The sequence below is a fragment of the Pseudoxanthomonas sp. LjRoot127 genome, assembly GCF_964253495.1.
Lineage (GTDB): Bacteria > Pseudomonadota > Gammaproteobacteria > Xanthomonadales > Xanthomonadaceae > Pseudoxanthomonas_A.
Genome location: NZ_CAXUQR020000001.1, coordinates 193,315 through 209,463, shown reverse-complemented (window position 1 = coordinate 209,463; position 16,149 = coordinate 193,315). Strand labels below are relative to the sequence as shown.

Here is a 16,149-nt window from a genome sequence, read left to right as displayed (position 1 = left end):
CTTCGTACCCTGTCCACCACCCAAGGAGTTTCGCCATGATCACCCTCCGCCCTGCCGAGGCCCGCGGCCATGCCAATCACGGTTGGCTGGATTCGTGGCACAGCTTCTCCTTCGCCAACTACTTCGATGACAAGCACGTCCACTGGGGCCCGCTGCGCGTCATCAACGAGGATCGCGTGGCCGCGGGGCGCGGCTTCGGCGAACACGGCCACCGCGACATGGAAATCATCAGCTACGTGCTGGAAGGTGCGCTGGGCCACAAGGACTCGATGGGCAACAGCTCCAGCATCGTGCCCGGTGATGTGCAGCGCATGAGCGCCGGCACCGGCGTGCAGCACTCCGAGTTCAATTACAACGCGTCCGGTGCCACGCACTTCCTGCAGATCTGGATCATTCCCGATCGGCAGGGTGTCGAGCCGTCGTACGAGGAGAAGTCCTTTCCCGCGACCGAGAAACAGGGCCGCCTGCGCCTGGCGGTCAGTCCCGATGGCGCCGATGGGTCGGTCCGCATCCACCAGGATGCGCGCATGTACGTCGGTCTGTTCGATGGCAGCGAAAAGGCCGAACTGCCGCTCGCCGACGGCCGGCTCGGCTACGTGCACGTGGCGCGTGGCGAGGCGACCGTCAACGGGAAGCCCCTGAAGGCGGGTGATGCGCTGCTGTACGACGCGGAGCCGCTGGTCACCATCGAACGCGGCATCGGTGCCGAGGTGCTGGTGTTCGACCTTCCGCGGATGCAATGAGGCGAGGTGCAGTGGACACGCGTTGACTTAAGGAGTTCTTAAACATCCCGCGCGAGCATGGGCGGGCCGGGCAATCCGGTCCCCCACCGCCGAGGTTTCCATGAGTCTGCTGCGTGCCTGCACACCGCTGTTGCTGCTGTTGCCCTTCTCCGCGTTCGCCCAGGTCGTCGAGCGCACCGATGCCAAGGCGCAGGACCAGTTGCCGTCGCGCTGGAGCGCCGGCCTGGCTGTCGTGCACCGCGACAGCGAGTACGCGGGCGAAGGCACGCGGACGCGCCTGTATCCCAACCTCGCCTACGACGGCGAACGTGTCTACCTGCGTGGCGCGGCACTGGGCTACCGCGTCCACGTGGACGATCGTTTCGAACTGCGCACCTTCATCGCGGGTCGCCTGGATGGGCTGGATGCGGATGACTTCGGCATCGCCGAACTCGCGCGTCGCGGTGTGGACCGCCGGCTGCTGTCCGATCGCGACGACAGTGTCGACATCGGCGTCGGTGCGAGCTGGAAGGGGGCGGGCGGCAAGCTCGACCTGGACGCGCGCGTCGATGTGACCGGTACCAGCGACGGCTACGCGGTCGCCCTCGACTACAGCTATCCGCTGGCGCTCGGTCGCTCGACCCTGGTGCCGTCGGTGGGCGCCATCCGCCTGTCGGCGGACCTGGCGGATTACTACTACGGCATCCTCGATGAAGAGGTTGCACGCGGCGTGGCGGCCTACCGTCCCGGTGCGGCTACGGTGCCGCGCGCCAGCCTGACCCTGGTCCATCCCTTCGCCAGACGCTGGGCGCTGGTGGGCAACGTGGAATACCGAGCCTTGCCCGACGCGCTGCAGGACAGCCCGTTGGTCGAGGAGGGCAAGGACCGCAGCACGTCGCTCTTCGTCGGCATCTCGCGCGGATTCTGATCGCGGTTTCCCTAACCCTTGGAGCTCCCATGAATGCACGACTTTCGCGCGCGGGGACGGCGACATTGTTTCGCCCGGTACCCGTGGCCCACCTTCCCGCACCGCAGGATCCGCCGTGGAGCCACGCATCGGCCGATGACGGCATCGATATCCGTCGCGTCACCCGGGCGCACGCCGCGGTGCTGATGCAACTGTGCGACCGCCAGCGGGCGGAACTGCCCGAAACCTCCGGTACCCGCGCCGGCGCCGGCGTGCTGGAGCTGATGGAAGCCTTGTTCGAACCACCGCTGCGCGCGTGGGCGTGGATCGCGGAGCGCCGCCGGGAGCCCGCGGGTTATGCCTTCGCCACGGTGGGATTCTCGATGCTCGACCGGGCGTATTACCTCAATCTCGAAGCGCTCTTCGTACCCGCCAGCGCGCGCCCCTCGGACGTCGCCACGCAGTTGCTCGCCGAAGCGCGTCGCACGGCATCGCAGCTCGGCTGCGTCGATCTCCGCTGGCAGGTGCCCGTGGGGCAGGGCGATGTCCAGATGATGCTGCCCGGGCAGGCCGGTGCGGCCACGATGGTCCAGTACGTATTCCCCACGTCGAGGAGCGGCCACGATGGCTGATCCGTCCACCCCGATGCCTCGCCGGGGAAAACGCCTGAAGCGCATCGCGGCGGCGGCCTGCGTGTCCGCCACGGCCTTCGCCTACGCGGGCCTGTCCGGCTGCGCCACGCTGTCCTACCCGCAATCGCCGCAGTTCGGCGAGGACGGCTTCCAGAACGAACGCAAGCCGCGTGCGCTCGGTTGGCGCGATACCGGCAAGCTCTGGTGGGACTTCCTGGTCGGCGGCAAACCGGCCGGTACCGTGCCGACGGGTGCCATTCCGGTCCAGTCGCTGTCCCGTGCGCAGTTGGACGCCGCGGCGGATGGCACGCTGTACCGGCTCGGACATTCGACCGTCCTGCTGAAGCTCGGCGGCCGGTTCTGGCTGACCGATCCGGTGTTCTCCGAGCGCGCCTCGCCCGTCCAGTGGGCGGGTCCCAAGCGCTTCCACGCGCCGCCGATCGCCCTCGATGCATTGCCACCGCTGGCGGCCGTGGTGTTGTCGCACGATCACTACGACCATCTGGACCGCGACACGGTGCGCGCGCTGGCGGCGAAGACGGAGGTATTCCTGACGCCGCTCGGCGTGGGCGACCGGCTGGTCAGGTGGGGCGTGCCCCGCGACAAGGTGCGTCAGCTTGACTGGTGGGACGAAGTGGAACGCGATGGCGTGCGCTTCACGGCGACGCCGTCGCAGCATTTCTCCGGCCGCACGCTGTTGGACCGCAACGCCACGCTGTGGGCGTCGTGGGTGATCCGGACGGACGAGTTGAAGGTCTTTTTCAGTGGCGATACCGGCTACTTCGACGGTTTCCGCACCATCGGCGAGCGCCTGGGGCCGTTCGACATCACCTTGCTGGAGTGCGGCGCCTACGACCGCCGCTGGCAGGACGTACACATGCTGCCCGCGCAGACGCTGCAGGCGCATCGCGATCTGGGCGGCCGATCGCTGGTGCCCATCCACAACAGCACCTTCGACCTGGCCTTCCATGGCTGGAGCGAACCCATGGAAACGCTGTACGCCCTGTCGCAGGACGCGGGGGTCGCCATCGCCACTCCGGTGATCGGCCAACCGCTGTCGATCGCGGGGCCCGCCGACACGCAACCGTGGTGGCGCGGCGAATAGCGCCGCGTCGCCGCATCAGGCGTCGGGTGCCGCGCGGAACGCGACGCGGCAACCGAATCCCCGTCCGGCGATGCCGTCTTCCACCGTGATGCGCGCATCGTGTGCGCGTGCGATGCGGTCGACCAGCGACAGGCCGATGCCGCTGCCGCGTTCGCCATTGCCCTGGCTCCCCCGGAAGAAGCGCTCGAAGATGCGTTCGCGCTCGTCTGCGGGCACGCCGGGGCCGTTGTCCCGCACCCTGACCCAGGCGGTCGCGCCTCCGTCGTCGGTGCCGCAGGCGATCTCGATGCGCGCGCCGTCGCCGCCGTAGCGGACTGCGTTGTCCAGCAGGTTGCGCACCAGGATGCCGAGATCGTCGAGGTCGCCCCGCACGCTGGCGGGCTCGGCATGGAGCGCGAGCGTCTGCTGTCGGCGGCTCGCCATCGATTCGAACTCGCGCGCGACCATCGTCACTACGTCGGGGAGCGCGACGACGGGTCGATCCTCGCGCAGCGGCGACGCGTCCACGCGTGCCGAGTCGAGCAGCTGCTGCGCCAGCCGCGACGTGCGCTGGATGCCATGCGCCAGCTGGGCCAGCGCGGCCTGCGCGTCCGCCTGGCTGCCGGCGCGCATGGCGACCTGCGTCTGCGTCAGCAGCGCAGCCAGCGGCGTCCGCAACTCGTGCGCGGCGTCGGCCAGGAACTGGCGTTCGCCGCGCATCGCCTCCGAGAGGCGTTCGAGCAACAGGTTGAACGAATCCACCAGTGGCCGGATCTCGCGCGGCAGCCCGGAGGCGGGCAAGGGAGCCAGGTCGTGAGGCTCGCGCTGCGCCATCTCGCGGCGCAGGCGGTTCATCGGACGCAGGCTCCAGTGGATGGCCAGGCCCACGATGGCCCCGAGCATGAGCAGGATGCCGATGCCGCTCCACAGGCTGATCTTCACCCAGTGCGCGAGTTCGGCCTTCATCGCCGACTGCGACATGCCGGACTGCACCTGGATGCGGCCGCTGGCATCGGTGGCGGCATAGACGCGCCACGGTTCGCCCGCGACCTCGCTCACCACGAAACCGGACTTGAAGTCCGCGCGCAGCGGCTGCATCGGTGCGCCATCCGACGCCACCACGGGCGTGCGCCGGCCGAGGATCCACACCTGGTAGCGCAGCGTGTCGAATTTCTTCTTCTTGCCCGCCGGGCCGGCCCGCGGGGGCAGGCGAAGACGCGGGCCGTCGTCCAGCGCGTCGAGGTTGCTCGGCATGGACAACAGGATCTGTTCGCTGACCTCCTGCAGGAACAGGTCGTCGTGGCCCTGCTGCTGACGCGTCATCTGGAAGTGCTGGCTGCCGAGCCATCCGGCCCAACCCAGCGCGAGCGGCGTCATCACCGCCAACAGTAGTTTCGACTTCAGCGAGTGGCTCATTCACCCTCTCCCAGCCGGTAGCCGAAGCCATGCACGGTCGTGATCACGCCGTCTCCCAGTTTCCTGCGCAGCTGGTGGATGTAGACCGCGATGGTGTTGCTCTCGATCGACCCTTCGCCGCCGTACACCAGGGACTCCAGCGTATCGCGCGCGATCACGCGGCCCGGCCGCTCCATCAGGGCGAGCAGGGTGCGGTACTCGTGTACACCCAATCGCACCGGCTGGTCGCCCAGTCGCACCGAGCGGTCGGCAGGATCCAGCACGATGTCGCCATGGCGCAGCACTGGCGCGACGCGGCCCTGCGTGCGGCGCACCACCGCGCGCAGGCGAGCGCTGAGTTCCCCGGCTTCGAACGGCTTGACGATGTAGTCGTCGGCGCCGGCATCCAGTCCACGCACGCGGTCGCTGAGCTGGTCGCGTGCCGTGATGATCAGCACGGGGGTGGTGTCGTAGCGCTGGCGCAGTGCCGCCAGTACGTCCAGTCCCGAGCCGCGCGGCAACCCCAGGTCCAGCAGGACCGCGGTGTAGCCGTGGTCGACCAGCGCCAGGCGTGCGGATGCGCCGTCTTCGGCGCGGTCGATGGACCAGCCGTCCTGGGCCAGGGCGGCGGCCAGGGCATCGCCGAGCATGCGATCGTCTTCAACCAGGAGCAGGCGCGACACGAGCGGGCCTCGGCGGGATATGGGGCGATCATGCTAGGACGACGCGATTAAACCGTCTTTAATGCGTCCGTGCCGGCCCCTGCAAACGCAAAACCCCGCCGTAGCGGGGTCCTGGCACTCCACCTGTCGCGGATCTCAACCCGCAACCTCGACCGGATGGCGCTCCCTAGGGGACTCGAACCCCTGTTTTAGCCTTGAGAGGGCCACGTCCTAACCACTAGACGAAGGGAGCGTTTTTGGTGAAACCGGCGTAGCGGATTAGTATAGGTGGCGGTCAGGTCGAGGGCAATCCACCCCGCCGGCCGCGTGACCCTCCTGCATGGAACTGCCGCTATTACGCCCGTCACCGCTCTGCGAACCATCCCGCGCGACCAGCACACCATTTCGCGCAAGGACATCAGCCCGAACGCGCTGCGTGTGCTCTACCGCCTGCGGGATGCCGGTTTCCAGGCGTACCTGGTCGGTGGCGCGGTGCGCGACCTGCTGGTCGGCGGCCACCCCAAGGATTTCGATGTGGCGACCGACGCCACGCCGGAACAGGTGCGCCAGCAGTTCCGCAACTGCCGGCTGATCGGGCGCCGGTTCCGCCTGGCGCACGTGGTCTTCGGGCGCGAGATCATCGAGGTCGCCACCTTCCGCGCCAATGTCGACGACGGCAGCGGCGACCGCGAGATGGACAACGGCAGGCTGGTCCGCGACAACGTCTACGGCACCGTCGAAGACGATGCGGTGCGCCGCGATTTCACCGCCAATGCGCTTTATTACGCCATCGACGATTTTTCGGTCCGCGACTATGTCGGCGGCTTCGAAGACACGATGGCGCGACGGCTAAAGCTGATCGGCGATCCGGAACAGCGTTATCGCGAGGATCCCGTGCGCATGCTGCGGGCGGTCCGCCTGGCGGCCAAGCTGGGCTTCGAGATCGATGCCGACACCGCCGCGCCGATCGCGCCACTGGCGCCACTGCTGGCCGAGGCCGCGCCGGCGCGGCTGTTCGAAGAGATCCTCAAGCTGTTCCTGTCCGGGCATGGCGTGGCGAGCTTCGAGGGGCTGGAGCGTTTCGGCCTGCTGAAGGTGCTGTTCCCCGAAACCGCCGCCGCGCTCGCGTCCAATCGCAGCGGCGCGTTGCGTCGCATGGTACTCGCGGGGCTGACCGGCACCGACCAGCGCGTGGCCAACGAGGAACCGGTATCGCCGGCCTTCCTGTTCGCGTTGCTGCTGTGGCCGGCGTACTGCCGCGCCCTGATGGGGCTGCAGGCCCAGGGCGTGCAGGCGGAGGAAGCGCAGCGTCGCGCCGCCGATCGGGTGACCCTGCACCAGTTGAACACGGTGGCCCTGCCGCGCCGCTTCTCGTTGCCGATGCAGGAGATCTGGCTGTTGCAGACCCGGTTCGGCAACCGCCAGCGCAAGCGGGTGACGCGCCTGTTGACGCATCCGCGGTTCCGGGCCGCGTTCGATTTCCTCGTGCTGCGCCTCGCCGCGTCGCCGGAGCATGCCGAGGATGTGGCGTTCTGGCGCGAAGCGCAGACGCAGTCCGGTGAAGAGCTCGCCGCCACGCTCGGTGTCGCCGCGTCGACCGACGCCTTCGGCGACGATGATGATGCGGCCCCGTCGAAGCGTCGTCGCCGTCGCCGCCGGCGCACGGGCGGCGCCTCGCCGGAATGACGGCGACGTGCCAGGCCTGCATTGGCCTGGGAGCCAACCTCGGCGATGCGGCCGATACGCTGCGCCAGGCGGTGGCTGCGTTGGCGGGCCGCGCAGGCATCGTCGTGCGGGCGGTCTCGCCCTTCTACCGCACGCCGGCCTGGGGCAGGGAAGACCAGCCCGACTTCATCAATGCCGTCGCACTGGTGGAAACCTCGCTGCCGCCGCGCGCGCTGCTGGACCTGCTGCTGGCGGTGGAAGCGGGGTTCGGTCGGCGTCGCGTCGAAGGCGAGCGCTGGGGCCCGCGCACGCTGGACCTGGACTTGCTGCTGTACGGCGACGCGGTGATCGACGAGCCCGGGCTGCGCGTGCCGCATCCACATCTGCACGAACGCGCCTTCGCGCTGGTACCGCTGCTGGACGTCCTGCCCGATGCCCGTATCCCTGCCTACGGCGCTGCGCGGGATGCTGTGTCCGTGCTGGAAATGTCCAACATCCAGCCGTTATGAGTGGATAATGCGGCGCTATGAGCACCCACGCCGACAGCAAGCCCTGGACCGTTCCCGCCCTCGCCGACGCCAAGCGTGACGGTCGCAAGCTGGTGATGCTGACGGCGTACGACAACAGTTTCGCCCGCGTCCTGGATGCCAGTGGCATCGACCTGGTGTTGATCGGCGACTCGCTGGGCATGGTGGTGCAAGGGCACGACTCCACGCTGCCGGTGACCGTGGACGACATCGTCTACCACACGCGTGCCGTTGCCCGCGGCCTCGATCGCGCCCTGCTGGTGTCGGACCTGCCGTTCCAGTCCGATGCCACGCCCGAGCGCGCGCTCGATGCCGCCATCGCGCTGCTCCAGGCCGGTGCGGAGATGGTCAAGCTGGAAGGGGCGGGCCACAAGCTGGAGGTCATCCGCTTCCTGGTCGAGCGCGACATCCCCGTCTGCGCGCACCTGGGCCTGACCCCGCAGTCGGTGCTGAAGTTCGGCGGTTATCGCGTGCAGGGGCGTGACGAGGCCGCGGCCGTCCGCTTGCGCGAAGAAGCGCGCGCCGTCCAGGACGCCGGCGCGCAGCTGTTGGTGCTCGAGTGCGTGCCGTCGTCGCTGGCCGCCACGATCACCGCGGACCTGGCCATCCCCACCATCGGCATCGGGGCGGGTCCCGGCTGCGATGGGCAAGTGCTGGTGCTGCACGACTTCCTCGGCCTCGACACGGGCCATCGACGGCCGAAGTTCGTCAAGGATTTCCTTGCCGAAGGCGGTTCCGTGGCGGGCGCCGTACGCGCCTATGCCGACGCGGTGCGCAGCGGGGCCTTCCCCGACGATGCCCATTCCTACTGACCGCGCCGCGCGCGACCACACGCCCCAGGGGCCACGATGATCGAGACCATCACCGAGCTTGAGGCGCTGCGCGCCCGCGTCAGGGAATGGAGGCAGCAGGGCCTGCGGGTCGGTTTCGTCCCGACGATGGGCAACCTGCATGCCGGGCATTACTCACTGGTGATGCTGGCGCGGCAGTACGCCGACCGCGTGGTGTCCAGCGTATTCGTGAACCCGACGCAGTTCGGGCCCAACGAGGACTTCACCCGCTACCCGCGCACGCCCGAGGCGGACATGAGCGGTCTCGAAGGCGCCGGCTGCGATGTCCTGTGGCTGCCCACGGTGGAATCCATGTACCCGTTCGGCGTCGGTCTCGCGGCCAACGTGCACGTACCCGGTGTCAGCAGCGTGCTGGAAGGCGCGCACCGCCCGGGGCATTTCGATGGCGTATGCACCGTGGTCAGTCGACTGTTCAACCAGGTACAGCCCGACGTGGCCGCCTTCGGCAAGAAGGATTACCAGCAGCTCGCGGTGATCCGCCAACTGGTCACCGACCTGGCGTTCCCGATCCAGATCCTCGCCGGCAGCATCGTGCGCGAGTCCGACGGACTGGCGATGAGCTCGCGCAACCAGTACCTGTCGGCGGACGAACGTCCGCGCGCGGCGGAGATCCGCCGGACACTGATCGCCATGCGCGAAAGCCTGGTGGCGGGAACCCCGCGCGCCCGGGTGGAAGCCGATGCCGCCCGGCAGCTTGCGGAGATTGGTTACGAAGTGGACTACACCGTGGTCCGTCGCCCCGACCTCAGCGAGCCGGAAGACGGCGAAGCGGGCGCGCGCGTCGCGCTGGTCGCAGCGAAGCTGGGGCGCACGCGCTTGATCGACAACCTCGAGTTCTGAGCGCGGTACAAGGCCGGCATGAGGGGATAAACTTCGCGCTCCCGCTCTTCGTGCCGCCGACATGCACCTCAGCCTGCTCAAGACCAAGATCCACCGCGCGACCGTCACCCATTCGGAACTGAACTACGAAGGTTCCATCGCCATCGATGGCCTGCTGCTGGAGGCCACGGGCATCCGCGAGTTCGAACAGGTCCATATCTGGGACGTCACCAATGGGGCGCGCTTCTCCACCTACGCGATCCGCGCCGACGAGGGCAGCGGCATCGTGTCGCTCAACGGCGGTGCAGCCCGCCACGTGCAGGTCGGGGACCTGATCATCATCGCCGCGTTCGCTTCCATGAGCGAGCAGGAAGCCGATGCGTTCCAGCCCACGCTCGTCTACGTGGACGGCCAGAACCGCATCACCCACACCAACCGCAGCATCCCCAAGCAGGCGGCCTGACATGAGCCAGGGTTTCGACGCTTTGCAGTCCCATGCCGCGCGCCTGCGTGCGGAGCCCTTGAGTGCACTGCTGGCGCGCGAACCCGACCGCATCGCCGCCCACACGCTGCGCGCCGGTCCCCTGTATTTCAACTTCGCGCGCCAGTCGTACGACGCGGCTGCCTGGCAGGCCCTGCTGGCGCAGGGCAACTCCGCCGACCTGGCGGGTGCGTTCCGTCGCTTGTTCGACGGAGAGAAGGTCAACGTCACCGAAGACCGCGCGGCCCTGCATACCGCATTGCGCGGACGCCACTCGGACGCGGTCGTCGCACGCGAGGCCTACGCGACGGCGCTCGATGTCCGCCAACGCATGGCGGCCCTGATCTCGGGTCTGGAAGACAGCGGCGTCACGGACATAGTCAGCGTCGGCATCGGCGGGTCCGACCTCGGGCCGAGGCTGGTCGCCGACGCGTTGCGCGATCCGTTGCCGGGTCGGTTCCGCGTGCACTTCCTATCCAACGTCGATGGCGCCGCGGCGCAGCGCACGTTGGCACCGCTGGATCCGGCAAGTACCGCGGCAGTCCTGATCTCAAAGACGTTCGGCACGCAGGAGACGCTGCTCAACGGCGGCATCCTGCGCGACTGGCTCGGCGGCAGCGATCGGCTGTACGCCGTCAGCGCCAACCCGGACCGCGCCGCCGCGGCGTTCGACATCGCGTCCGAGCGCGTGCTGCCCATGTGGGATTGGGTGGGCGGCCGTTACTCGCTGTGGTCGGCGGTGGGTCTGCCGATCGCGCTGGCGATCGGTTTCGACCGTTTCGAGCAACTGCTGGCGGGCGCATCGGCTTTCGACGCGCATGTCATCGGCGCACCGTTGGCCGAGAACATCGCCGTCCGCCACGCGCTGACGGCCGTGTGGAACCGCAATGTGCTGGGTCATGCGGCGCAGGGCGTGATGACGTACGACCAGCGCCTGGCGCTGCTGCCGGCGTACCTGCAGCAGCTGGTGATGGAGAGTCTGGGCAAGTCGGTGAAGCTGGATGGCAGCCCGGTCGGCGTCGAGTCCGTGCCGGTGTGGTGGGGTGGGGCGGGTACCGACGTGCAGCACAGCTTCTTCCAGGCGCTGCACCAGGGCACGCAGATCGTGCCGCTCGACTTCGTGGGCACCGTGCGCAACGACGACCCCTACGCGGAAAACCACCTCGCGCTGATGTCCAACCTGCTCGCGCAGAGCGAAGCGCTCGCCAATGGCCAAGCCAGCGACGATCCGCATCGCAGCTATGCCGGCGGTCGTCCCGGCACGATGATCCTGCTCGATGCGCTGACCCCGCAGTCGCTCGGTGGCCTGATCGCGATGTACGAGCACAGCGTCTATGCCCAGTCCGTGCTCTGGGGCATCAACGCCTTCGACCAGTTCGGCGTGGAACTGGGCAAGCAGCTGGCCAACGGGCTGCTGCCGGCGCTCAAGGGCGAAACCGAGGCGAAGGATCCGGTGACCCAGGCACTGCTGGCGGAGATCGCTGCACGCGGGTGAGCTGCCTGCAATACCGCCTTCGCCCATCGTTTGTGGGAGCGGTGTAAGTCGCGAGCTTTGGCTTGTCGCCCTTCGCGACTTACGTCGCTCCCACAGGCAGGCGGTGCTGCGCCAATCCCCATGCGACATGCTCGCGTACCAACGGGGACAGGTCTTCCCTACGGCTTTCGAGCGCAGTCAGCACGTCGGGCGTAGTGGGCGCATTGCCCAGCGCCACCGCGATGTTGCGCAGCCAGCGTTCGTGCCCGCTGCGGCGGATCGCCGAGCCTTCGGTGCGGCGCAGGAACTCGTCTTCGTTCCACGCGAACAGCTGCGGCAACGTCGCCACGTCCAGTTCATTGCGCGCGCGGAAGTCCGGCTCGTCCGTGCGCTTGGCGAACTTGTTCCAAGGGCACACCAGTTGGCAATCGTCGCACCCGAAGATCCGGTTGCCGATCGCGGGCCTGAGGTCTTCCGGAATCGCACCCTCGTGCTCGATGGTCAGGTAGGAAATGCAGCGTCGCGCATCGAGCCGGTAGGGCGCGGTGATTGCCTGCGTCGGGCAGATGTCGATGCAGCGGGTGCAGGTGCCGCAATGCGCACTCGCCGGCGCATCGATCGGCAACGGCAGGTCGACATAGATTTCCCCCAGGAAGAACCACGAACCACCGTCCCTGTCGATCAGGCAGGTGTGCTTGCCGATCCAGCCCAGGCCCGCGTTGCGCGCGAGGGCGCGTTCGAGCACCGGTGCGGAATCGACGAACACGCGATGGCCGAATGCGCCGACTTCCTGCTGGAGCCGTTCGGCGAGCTTCTGCAGGCGGTTGCGCATCAGCTTGTGGTAGTCGCGCCCCAGCGCGTAGCGCGCCACGTACGCGCGCTGGCCATCCTGCAGCGTGTCCCATGCGTCGTCGCTGTCGTTGCGGCCGTAGTCCAGCCCGACGGAGATCACCCGCAGCGTGCCGGGGATCAGTTCCTGCGGGCGCGAGCGCTTGTCGCCATGCTGCGCCATCCATGCCATCGACCCGTACAGTCCCTGCGCCAGCCAGTCGCGCAGGTGCCGTTCGTCGTCACCCAGATCAATCCCGGCGATGCCGCAGCGCTGGAAGCCGAACTCGCGGGCCAGCTCCCGTACGCGCCGGGCAAGCGCGTCAGGATCGGGCGCGGGTGTCATGGGGTCGGAAACGGGCATGGGGGGATTATAGGAGGGGGCCGCAGGTTCACTTCCCCGCAACCGGGACCGGACCTAGAATCCGCGCATGTCCGGCACCTGGCCCCTGTACTCCGCGCACGCCGCACGGGCACTGGATGCGCGCGCCACGCAGGCACTCGGCGGCGATGCCTACGTGCTGATGCAGCGCGCCGGCCTGGCGGCCTGGCAGCACCTGTTGATGCACTGGCCCGAGGCGCAGCGCATTGTCGTGGTGTGCGGACCCGGCAGCAATGGAGGCGACGGGTATGTCCTGGCGCGGCATGCGCGCCGCGCGGGACGGGCGGTCGAGGTCGTGCACCTGCATTCGCACGTGCCGGGCAATCCTGTCGCACAGCGCGCCTGCACCGATTACGTGGCCGCGGGTGGGCAGGTCACGCTCTTCGACGATGCGCTGCCGAAGGCCGATGTCATCGTGGATGCCCTGTTCGGTATCGGCCTGTCGCGCGCGCCGGAGCACGAAGCGAAGGCGCTGATCGACGCGATCAACGCGCAGTCCGTCCCCGTGTTCGCGCTCGACGTGCCGAGCGGGGTGGATGCCGATCGCGGCAGTACGCCCGGCGTGGCGGTGCTGGCGACGCGCACGCTGCAGTTCATCGTGCGGCATGCAGGCCTGTACACCGGCGATGCGCTCGAATACACGGGCGCACTCGCGTTCGACGACCTCGAGATTCCCGTCGCGACATTCGATGGCGTTCCCGCGGAGGCGTCGTTGCTGGAGCAGGACGCGCTCGCACGCTGGCTGCTTCCGCGCCGACGCAACACGCACAAGGGTGAGTCCGGCCACGTGCTGTGCATCGGCGGCGACGAAGGCAGCGGGGGCGCGATTGCGCTGTGTGCCGAAGCCGCACTGCGCGCGGGTGCCGGCCTGGTCAGCGTGGCGACGCGGCCGGCGCATGTCGCGGCGCTGCTGGCGCGCAGGCCCGAGGCGATGGTGCGTGCGGTCGAATCGACGGACGCGCTGGTACCCCTGCTTGAACGGGCGCGCGTGATCGCCGTTGGCCCCGGCCTGGGGCAGGGCGAATGGGCGCGCGCCTTGTTCCAGCACGCGATGCGCTACGACATCCCCTCTGTAATCGATGCCGATGCGCTGAACCTGCTGGCGACATCGCCGCACAGGCTGCAGGACGCCGTGCTGACGCCGCATCCCGGCGAGGCGGCACGCTTGCTCGCGTGCACCACGGCCGACGTGCAGCGCGACCGCTTCGCCACCGCGCGGGCGATCGCCCAGCGTCATGCGAGCGTGGTCGTCCTGAAGGGAGCCGGCACCATCGTCGCGTCGCCGGACGGGGTGTTGCGCGTGGTCGCTGCCGGCAATCCCGGCATGGCCGTGGGCGGCATGGGCGATGTCCTGACCGGTGTCATCGCCGCCCTGCGGGCGCAGGGTCTCGCGGCGTTCGACGCCGCCAGCGCCGGCGCGCTGCTGCATGCGCTGGCCGGGGACGCCGCGGCGTGGGATGGCCAGCGGGGGTTGCTGCCGTCGGACCTGTTCGCACACCTGCGGCGATTGGCCAATCCCTGAGGGCCGTGCATGCATGGCACCCGTCGCGCCAGCGCTTAGAATCGCGGCATGCACGTGTTCCTTCCCGACAACGAGGCCACCGAGGCCTTGGGCCGATCACTCGCCCGCACGCGTCCTGCGGCCGCTGTCGTCCACCTGCAGGGTGACCTGGGCGCCGGCAAGTCCACGCTGGCACGCGCGCTGCTGCGTACGCTGGGTGTGGTGGGCGCAATCCGCAGCCCGACCTACACGCTGGTGGAGCGTTACCCCGTCGAGGGAGGAGAGGCCTGGCATCTGGACCTCTACCGCATCGGCAATGCGGGCGAACTCGAATTCCTGGGGCTGGATGAAGGGGTTGCCGCACTTTGGCTGGTCGAGTGGCCCGAGCGCGGCGCGGCGGCGTTGCCGCCCGCCGACCTGCACGTGGCACTCGAAGTCGCCGGTGCGGGTCGCTCGGCCCGGCTTACCGGGGCATCCGCGGTGGGCGAACACTGGATCGCACGAATGACGGCAAAGGCCCAGTTGCAGGCGGCATCTCTCCAGTCCGGTTAGGAACATCCGCCAGGTTGCGGATTATTAAGGGAAAACGCCTTGCATTCGTGAGCCGATGGTGCTTGAATCCGCGGCATGAGCCCGGGGATGCCCACCACCTTGCTGCGCCTTGCCCTTGCGGCCCTGCTGGCCGCCGCGCCGTGCGTGCTCCTCGCAGGAGAGGTCACCGGCGTCACCCTGGCCCAGGGCAGCACCGGCACCCGCGCAGAGATCGAACTGGTGGGCGCCGGACAGTACAAGACCCTCACTCTCAAGGGGCCCGACCGCTTGGTCGTGGATCTCCCGGCATCGAAAGCGAAGGCTGGCCTGCGGCTGCCGGTACCGGCGGGCATCGTGCGCGCCGTGCGCACAGGACAGCCGGACGCGAGTACCCTGCGTGTCGTCTTCGACCTTGCATCGCCCGTCACCGCGCTCGCGCCGCGCATGGAACAGGCAGGCGCCAATTCCCGCCTGGTCATCGAATGGCCCGGTGATGGCGTCGCGGTGCCGGCGACAGCCAGCGCTGCTGCGACAACCGCAAACGCGACACCGTCGCCAGCGACCCCGGTTCCTGCGCCCTCGCCGCAGGCCGATGCGGCCCGGGCGACCGCGCTGCTGACCGCCAAGGTGGTGCAGGCGGGGTCGGTGCCGGCAACGACAGGGCCGACGCCCGTCAGTCCGCCCTCGCCCTCGCCGCAGGCCATCCTCAACGGCCAGTCCACCGCCGCCACGATGCCGGCGCCGACCCCCGCCGGCGAACGACCCACCTATACCATCGCCACGGGTCAGCCCACTCCGATGCCGGGCGCGACGACGCCTCCGGCAGAAGCGCCGAAGGTGCCGACCATCGTGCCCTCCGGAACGCGCCCGCTGGTCATCGCCATCGATCCGGGCCACGGCGGCCAGGACCCGGGCGCCATCGGTCCCAGCGGTCGCTACGAAAAGCACGCGGTGCTGGCGATCTCCAGGGAACTGGCGCGCCAGATCAACGCCACGCCGGGCATGAAGGCCTATCTGGTCCGCGACACAGATGTCTATGTCGAGCGTCCCCAGCGCGCGCGCAAGGCGCGGGCGGCGAAGGCCGACATGTTCGTGTCGATCCACGCCGACGCGGCGGAGAACCGCAGCGCCTGGGGTTCGTCGGTGTACGTGCTGTCGTTGCGGGGTGCTTCGTCGCAGCACGCGCGCTGGCTGGCGGACAAGGAAAATGCTTCCGACCTGGTCGGTGGCGTGCGCCTGACCAAGGACACCTTGTCCAACGTGCTGCTGGACCTGGCCCAGAGCGGCCACATGAAGGCCTCGCAGGACGCCGCGGGCCACGTGCTGACCTCGCTGAAGGGCCTCGGAAAGACCCACAAGCCGCAGATCGAATTCGCCAACTTCGAAGTCCTCCGCAACTCCGACATGCCGGCGATGCTGGTGGAAACGGGCTTCATCTCCAACGCCGACGAAGAGAAGCGGCTGTTCGACCCGGCGCACCAGCGCAAGGTGGCGGGCGCGGTGCTGGAAGGCATCCAGTCGTACTTCACCCGCCAGCCGCCGCCGGGCACGCTGTTCGCCGCACGCGCGCAGGCCGAGGCCGACGCACGTACTGTCGCGGCGGGCGGCGCCGCCGGCGCGCCCTGATCGCGCACCCGCTCGGCTATCATCACGGCTGATCCCCCGAGACGGCGCGCCTGCGCCGCCAG

General features: G+C 68.9%; 15 protein-coding genes, 1 tRNA gene and 1 pseudogene. 13 read left to right on the top strand and 4 right to left on the bottom strand.

Features of this window, described 5'->3' with window-relative positions:
- The first annotated feature begins 35 nt into the window (after positions 1–35).
- The 4 genes from ACSQ19_RS01010 (at position 36) to ACSQ19_RS00995 (ending at position 3,366) form a co-directional block, all read left to right on the top strand.
- The gene (locus tag ACSQ19_RS01010) at positions 36–743 is read left to right on the top strand and encodes a pirin family protein (RefSeq protein WP_435999349.1); all 708 of its coding nucleotides are present in this window, start codon (positions 36–38) and stop codon (positions 741–743) included.
- A 100-nt stretch (positions 744–843) separates the two neighbouring features.
- Positions 844–1,650: a MipA/OmpV family protein gene (locus ACSQ19_RS01005; protein ID WP_299342973.1), complete on the top strand. Its 807-nt coding sequence runs from the start codon at positions 844–846 to the stop codon at positions 1,648–1,650.
- A gap of 29 nt (positions 1,651–1,679) precedes the next feature.
- Complete coding sequence (locus tag ACSQ19_RS01000; protein ID WP_435999347.1) at positions 1,680–2,261, top strand: hypothetical protein; 582 nt, start codon at positions 1,680–1,682, stop codon at positions 2,259–2,261.
- The gene (locus ACSQ19_RS00995) at positions 2,254–3,366 is read left to right on the top strand and encodes an MBL fold metallo-hydrolase (protein WP_435999345.1); all 1,113 of its coding nucleotides are present in this window, start codon (positions 2,254–2,256) and stop codon (positions 3,364–3,366) included. Before ACSQ19_RS01000 ends, ACSQ19_RS00995 begins: the two co-directional genes overlap by 8 nt.
- A 15-nt stretch (positions 3,367–3,381) precedes the next feature.
- On the opposite strand, the gene ACSQ19_RS00990 is transcribed toward ACSQ19_RS00995, so the two are convergent.
- The 3 genes from ACSQ19_RS00990 to ACSQ19_RS00980 form a co-directional block, all read right to left on the bottom strand.
- The gene (locus tag ACSQ19_RS00990) at positions 3,382–4,761 is read right to left on the bottom strand and encodes an ATP-binding protein (RefSeq protein WP_435999343.1); all 1,380 of its coding nucleotides are present in this window, start codon (positions 4,759–4,761) and stop codon (positions 3,382–3,384) included.
- The gene (locus ACSQ19_RS00985) at positions 4,758–5,423 is read right to left on the bottom strand and encodes a response regulator transcription factor (RefSeq protein ID WP_435999341.1); all 666 of its coding nucleotides are present in this window, start codon (positions 5,421–5,423) and stop codon (positions 4,758–4,760) included. The genes ACSQ19_RS00990 and ACSQ19_RS00985 overlap by 4 nt, the downstream gene beginning before the upstream one ends.
- A 157-nt stretch (positions 5,424–5,580) precedes the next feature.
- A tRNA-Glu gene (locus tag ACSQ19_RS00980) sits at positions 5,581–5,655 on the bottom strand.
- Positions 5,656–5,774: 119 nt separating this feature from the next.
- On the opposite strand from ACSQ19_RS00980, the pseudogene pcnB reads away from it, so the two are divergent.
- The 6 genes and pseudogenes from pcnB to pgi form a co-directional block, all read left to right on the top strand.
- Positions 5,775–7,088, top strand: a pseudogene (pcnB, locus tag ACSQ19_RS00975) (polynucleotide adenylyltransferase PcnB); the annotation flags it as partial.
- Positions 7,085–7,576, top strand: coding sequence for a 2-amino-4-hydroxy-6-hydroxymethyldihydropteridine diphosphokinase (folK, locus tag ACSQ19_RS00970; RefSeq protein ID WP_435999339.1), 492 nt, complete (start codon positions 7,085–7,087; stop codon positions 7,574–7,576). The pseudogene pcnB and the gene folK, both read left to right, overlap by 4 nt.
- Positions 7,577–7,593: 17 nt before the next feature.
- Complete coding sequence (gene panB, locus ACSQ19_RS00965; RefSeq protein ID WP_296282615.1) at positions 7,594–8,406, top strand: 3-methyl-2-oxobutanoate hydroxymethyltransferase; 813 nt, start codon at positions 7,594–7,596, stop codon at positions 8,404–8,406.
- 36 nt (positions 8,407–8,442) lie between these two features.
- Positions 8,443–9,285 carry a pantoate--beta-alanine ligase gene (panC, locus tag ACSQ19_RS00960; protein WP_435999336.1) on the top strand — a complete coding sequence of 281 codons (843 nt, stop codon included), beginning with the start codon at positions 8,443–8,445 and terminating at the stop codon, positions 9,283–9,285.
- A 61-nt stretch (positions 9,286–9,346) separates the two neighbouring features.
- Positions 9,347–9,727 carry an aspartate 1-decarboxylase gene (panD, locus tag ACSQ19_RS00955; protein WP_296282617.1) on the top strand — a complete coding sequence of 127 codons (381 nt, stop codon included), beginning with the start codon at positions 9,347–9,349 and terminating at the stop codon, positions 9,725–9,727.
- A 1-nt stretch (position 9,728) separates the two neighbouring features.
- Positions 9,729–11,240, top strand: coding sequence for a glucose-6-phosphate isomerase (gene pgi, locus ACSQ19_RS00950; protein ID WP_435999334.1), 1,512 nt, complete (start codon positions 9,729–9,731; stop codon positions 11,238–11,240).
- Between the two features lie 79 nt (positions 11,241–11,319).
- Here pgi and queG read toward each other — a convergent pair whose 3' ends face one another.
- Positions 11,320–12,393 (bottom strand): tRNA epoxyqueuosine(34) reductase QueG, encoded by a 1,074-nt coding sequence (gene queG / locus ACSQ19_RS00945; protein WP_436001046.1) that lies wholly within the window; start codon positions 12,391–12,393, stop codon positions 11,320–11,322.
- An 85-nt stretch (positions 12,394–12,478) separates the two neighbouring features.
- Here queG and ACSQ19_RS00940 point away from each other — a divergent pair, with 85 nt between their 5' ends.
- The 3 genes from ACSQ19_RS00940 (at position 12,479) to ACSQ19_RS00930 (ending at position 16,087) form a co-directional block, all read left to right on the top strand.
- A complete protein-coding gene (locus ACSQ19_RS00940; RefSeq protein ID WP_435999332.1) occupies positions 12,479–13,951 on the top strand; it encodes an NAD(P)H-hydrate dehydratase in 1,473 nt (490 codons plus the stop codon).
- A gap of 48 nt (positions 13,952–13,999) precedes the next feature.
- The gene (gene tsaE, locus ACSQ19_RS00935) at positions 14,000–14,482 is read left to right on the top strand and encodes a tRNA (adenosine(37)-N6)-threonylcarbamoyltransferase complex ATPase subunit type 1 TsaE (protein WP_435999330.1); all 483 of its coding nucleotides are present in this window, start codon (positions 14,000–14,002) and stop codon (positions 14,480–14,482) included.
- A 75-nt stretch (positions 14,483–14,557) separates the two neighbouring features.
- Entirely contained in the window at positions 14,558–16,087 is a 1,530-nt protein-coding gene (locus ACSQ19_RS00930; RefSeq protein WP_435999328.1) for an N-acetylmuramoyl-L-alanine amidase, read from the top strand.
- Positions 16,088–16,149: the final 62 nt, after the last annotated feature.

Excerpts from the sequence above, each read along its gene's own strand:
- ACSQ19_RS01000 (WP_435999347.1), top strand. The coding sequence starts at position 1,680 with ATGAATGCACGACTTTCGCGCGCGGGGACGGCGACATTGTTTCGCCCG.
- tsaE (WP_435999330.1), top strand. The coding sequence starts at position 14,000 with ATGCACGTGTTCCTTCCCGACAACGAGGCCACCGAGGCCTTGGGCCGA.
- folK (WP_435999339.1), top strand. The coding sequence starts at position 7,085 with ATGACGGCGACGTGCCAGGCCTGCATTGGCCTGGGAGCCAACCTCGGC.
- panD (WP_296282617.1), top strand. The coding sequence starts at position 9,347 with ATGCACCTCAGCCTGCTCAAGACCAAGATCCACCGCGCGACCGTCACC.
- ACSQ19_RS01010 (WP_435999349.1), top strand. The coding sequence starts at position 36 with ATGATCACCCTCCGCCCTGCCGAGGCCCGCGGCCATGCCAATCACGGT.
- ACSQ19_RS00990 (WP_435999343.1), bottom strand. The coding sequence starts at position 4,761 with ATGAGCCACTCGCTGAAGTCGAAACTACTGTTGGCGGTGATGACGCCG.
- ACSQ19_RS01005 (WP_299342973.1), top strand. The coding sequence starts at position 844 with ATGAGTCTGCTGCGTGCCTGCACACCGCTGTTGCTGCTGTTGCCCTTC.
- queG (WP_436001046.1), bottom strand. The coding sequence starts at position 12,393 with ATGACACCCGCGCCCGATCCTGACGCGCTTGCCCGGCGCGTACGGGAG.
- ACSQ19_RS00940 (WP_435999332.1), top strand. The coding sequence starts at position 12,479 with ATGTCCGGCACCTGGCCCCTGTACTCCGCGCACGCCGCACGGGCACTG.
- ACSQ19_RS00930 (WP_435999328.1), top strand. The coding sequence starts at position 14,558 with ATGAGCCCGGGGATGCCCACCACCTTGCTGCGCCTTGCCCTTGCGGCC.
- pgi (WP_435999334.1), top strand. The coding sequence starts at position 9,729 with ATGAGCCAGGGTTTCGACGCTTTGCAGTCCCATGCCGCGCGCCTGCGT.
- panB (WP_296282615.1), top strand. The coding sequence starts at position 7,594 with ATGAGCACCCACGCCGACAGCAAGCCCTGGACCGTTCCCGCCCTCGCC.
- panC (WP_435999336.1), top strand. The coding sequence starts at position 8,443 with ATGATCGAGACCATCACCGAGCTTGAGGCGCTGCGCGCCCGCGTCAGG.
- ACSQ19_RS00995 (WP_435999345.1), top strand. The coding sequence starts at position 2,254 with ATGGCTGATCCGTCCACCCCGATGCCTCGCCGGGGAAAACGCCTGAAG.